The organism is Phenylobacterium sp., from assembly GCF_031181185.1.
Classification (GTDB): domain Bacteria; phylum Pseudomonadota; class Alphaproteobacteria; order Caulobacterales; family Caulobacteraceae; genus Phenylobacterium.
The window spans coordinates 1-3,197 of record NZ_JAPSKZ010000272.1; the positions used below are offsets into that span (position 1 = coordinate 1).

3 protein-coding genes and 1 pseudogene are annotated in these 3,197 nt (G+C 71.4%); 3 read left to right on the plus strand and 1 reads right to left on the minus strand.

Annotated elements, in window-relative coordinates; translation table 11 throughout:
- Nucleotides 1-737 (plus strand): UDP-N-acetylmuramate dehydrogenase (gene murB, locus RIF93_RS19645; protein WP_309093136.1); only part of this gene is annotated, 737 nt, incomplete at its 5' end.
- A 98-nt stretch (nucleotides 738-835) separates the two neighbouring features.
- Nucleotides 836-2,206, plus strand: a complete 1,371-nt coding sequence (locus tag RIF93_RS19650; RefSeq protein WP_309093137.1) for a M20/M25/M40 family metallo-hydrolase — start codon at nucleotides 836-838, stop codon at nucleotides 2,204-2,206.
- Here the strand turns inward: RIF93_RS19650 and RIF93_RS19655 are convergent.
- Entirely contained in the window at nucleotides 2,203-2,625 is a 423-nt protein-coding gene (locus tag RIF93_RS19655) for a PaaI family thioesterase (protein ID WP_375163902.1), read from the minus strand. The two genes, RIF93_RS19650 and RIF93_RS19655, sit on opposite strands and share 4 nt — an antisense overlap.
- A gap of 137 nt (nucleotides 2,626-2,762) precedes the next feature.
- On the opposite strand from RIF93_RS19655, the pseudogene RIF93_RS19660 reads away from it, so the two are divergent.
- Nucleotides 2,763-3,197 (plus strand): annotated as a pseudogene (locus RIF93_RS19660) (D-alanine--D-alanine ligase); the annotation flags it as partial.

Consider the following 3,197-nt stretch of genomic DNA (forward strand, 5'->3'; position numbering starts at 1 on the left):
GCTCGAACACCCTGGTCCGCGACGGCGGCGTGGACGGCGTCGTGATCCGGCTGGGCAGGGCCTTCGCCAAGGTCGAGCCGCGCGACGATTGCCGCATCTACGCCGGCGCCGCTGCCCTGGACGCCACCGTCGCCCGCGAGGCCGGAAAGGCCGGGATCGCGGGACTCGAGTTCTACCGCGGCGTGCCCGGGACGATCGGCGGGGCGGTCGTGATGAACGCCGGCTGCTACGGCTCCGAGACCAAGGACGTGCTGGTCGAGGCCTACGCCCTGACACGCTCGGGCGAGCGGATCACGCTGTCCAACGCCGAGCTCGAATACAGCTACCGCAAGTCCGCACGGGCCGCGGCGCAGCAACTGATCTTCCTGGGGGCGCTGTATCAGGGCCGACCGGACGCGCCGGCCGCCGTCGAGGCGCGCATGGCCGAGATCACCGAGCGGCGGGAAAAGACCCAGCCGATCCGCGAGAAGACCGGCGGCTCCACCTTCAAGAACCCGCCTGGTCATTCGTCGTGGAAGCTGGTCGACGAGGCCGGCTGGCGCGGCAAGGCTTTCAGCGCGAGCGGCCAGGGCGGCGGGGCGATGTTCTCGCCGCTGCATTCGAACTTCCTGATCAACACGGGCGAGGCCACGGCCGCCGACCTGGAGGGATTGGGCGAGGCGGTGCGCGCCGACGTGAAGGCCAAGTTCGGCGTCGAGCTGGACTGGGAGATCAAGCGGATCGGCAAGCCCGCCTGACCGAGGCTCGGCGGGTTCCGGCCGCCATAAGTTCGGCTTGGGTCGACATAAGTACGGTCAAGCTTGACGGGACTCCGCGCATGCCGCACCCGCAGGCCATGCGTAATCTCGCCCTTCTGGCCGTCAGCGCCAGCCTCTTGGCCGCCGCGCCCGCCGCCGCCCAGGACCTCTCCGCCACCGCCGTCGCCGTCCGTGACAAGGCGCTCTCCGACTCCACCGCCTGGGAGATCGCCGAGTCGCTGACGACCGAGATCGGGGGCCGCATGGTCGGCTCGCCCGAGATGGAACGGGCCAAGGACTGGAGCGTCGCGACGTTCAAGCGGCTGGGCTTCCAGAACGTGAAGGTCGAGACCTTCACCACGCCCGCCTGGTTCCGCGGCCAGGAGTCCGCCGAGGTGGTCGGCCCCCATCCGCACAAGCTGCACATCCTGGGCCTCGGCCGCTCGGTCTCGACGCCAAAGGGTGGGCTCACCGCCGAGGTGGCGCTCTTCCGCACCTACGAGGAGCTGCTGGCCCAGCCCGAAGGTTCGTTGAAGGGCAAGATCGCCGTCGTCACCGGCGTCATGACCCGCTCGCAGGATGGCTCCGGGTACGGCGCCGTCGGGCCCCAGCGGCGCAGCGGCGCGGTCGAGGCGGCCAAGCGGGGCGCCGTCGCCTATCTGGTCCGCTCGCTGTCGACGGACGACACGCGGCTGCCGCACACCGGCGGCGCCCAGCCGGCGGGGATCCCCGCCGCGGCGCTGTCGACGCCGGACGCCGAGCTGCTGGAGCGGCTGGTCGCCCGCGGCAAGCCGGTGACGATAAAGCTCAACATGACCTCGCGGTTCGAGCCGAAGGCGCCCGCCTACAACATCTCGGGCGAGATCCCCGGGACCGACCCGAACGCGGGCGTGCTGATCGTCGGCGGACACCTGGATTCCTGGGACCCGGGCACGGGCGCGGTCGACGACGCGGCCGGCATCGCCATCACCACCGCCGCCGCCAAGCTGGCCGCCAGCCAGGGCCCGCTGAAGCGCACCATCCGCGTGGTCATGTGGGGCTCGGAAGAGCAGGGCGGCTCCAGCGAAGCCTACCTCGCGGCGCATAAGGACGAGGTGGCGCAGATGGTCGTGGTGGGCGAGAGCGACAGCGGGGCCGGCCGGGTGTGGCAGGTTCGCCTGCCCAAGGGCAGCCTCGAGCACCCCGCCATGAAGGCATTCCGCGGAGCCATCGCGCCGCTGAAGGTGATCGTCAGCCGCGAGGCGCCGCGCTTCGGGGGCGCGGACGTCTCGGGGCTCGTGGGCGCAGGAGCGCCGTTCGTCGAGTTCGAGCAGGACGCCAGCCGCTACTTCGACCTGCACCACTCTGCCGACGACACTCTGGACAAGATCGATCCTGCCGAGCTGTCGCAGAACGTGGCGGTGTGGGCGAGCTTCCTGCACACGGCGGCGAACAGCGAGATCGACTTCCGGAAAGAGGCGGGCCGCTAGCCCAGCGCCTTCTCGGCCGACACGATCCGGGCGCTGGCGGTGGCGCGGGCGAGCACCACGCCGTCCGCGTCCGTGAGCCGCCCTTCCAGGAAGGCGATGCTCTTGCCGGCCTGGACCACCTGGCCCTCGCCAAAGATGGGGCCGGGTTTGGCCGGGCTGAGGAAGCTCACGTGAAGGTCGATGGTCGGCGTGTAGAGCCGCCCCTCGGAATGCACGAACATCGCTGGACCCATCGTGTCGTCCAGCATGGCGGCGAGGAAGCCGCCCTGGACGAACCCCGCGGGGTTCGTGAACTCGCGCCGGCCTTCGAAGCGCATTCGGATCCATCCGTCGGCCGGACGGGCGTCCAGAACTTCCCAGCCGAGCAGCTCGGCGCAGGGCGGGCGGGGGAGGTGGTCCAGGGCGGTGGCGACGCTCATGCCCGCGAGGATGCGGCGGGCCTGCTGACAGCATCCTGGCAGCATGGGTGGGGCGCGGCGGCGACGGGGCGCACTTGACCCGCGGGCCCTCGTGCGCGACGGCGGGCGGAGACCTCCCAGCCCCACGAGTCGAAGCCATGGCCGCCCCGCTTTCCGGACACCACGTCGCCGTCCTCATGGGCGGCATCTCCTCCGAGCGGGAGGTGAGCCTGGTCTCGGGCCGGGAGTGCGCCGACGCCCTGGAGCGGCTGGGCGCGAAGGTCACCCGCATCGACGCCGGCCGCGACTTGGCCGAGGTGTTGGCGAAGCTGAAGCCCGACGTCTGCTTCAACGCCCTGCACGGCGCCTGGGGCGAGGACGGCTGCGTGCAGGGCATCCTGGAGACGCTGGCGATCCCCTACACGCACTCGGGCGTGCTTGCGTCGGCCCTGGCGATGGACAAGGCCAAGGCCAAGGCCGTGCTGGCCGCCGCCGGCGTCGCCGTCCCCGGCGGCGGGCTCTACAACCGCTTCGAGGTGGCGCGCGAACACGTCATGGCGCCGCCCTATGTGGTGAAGGCCAATGCCGAGGGC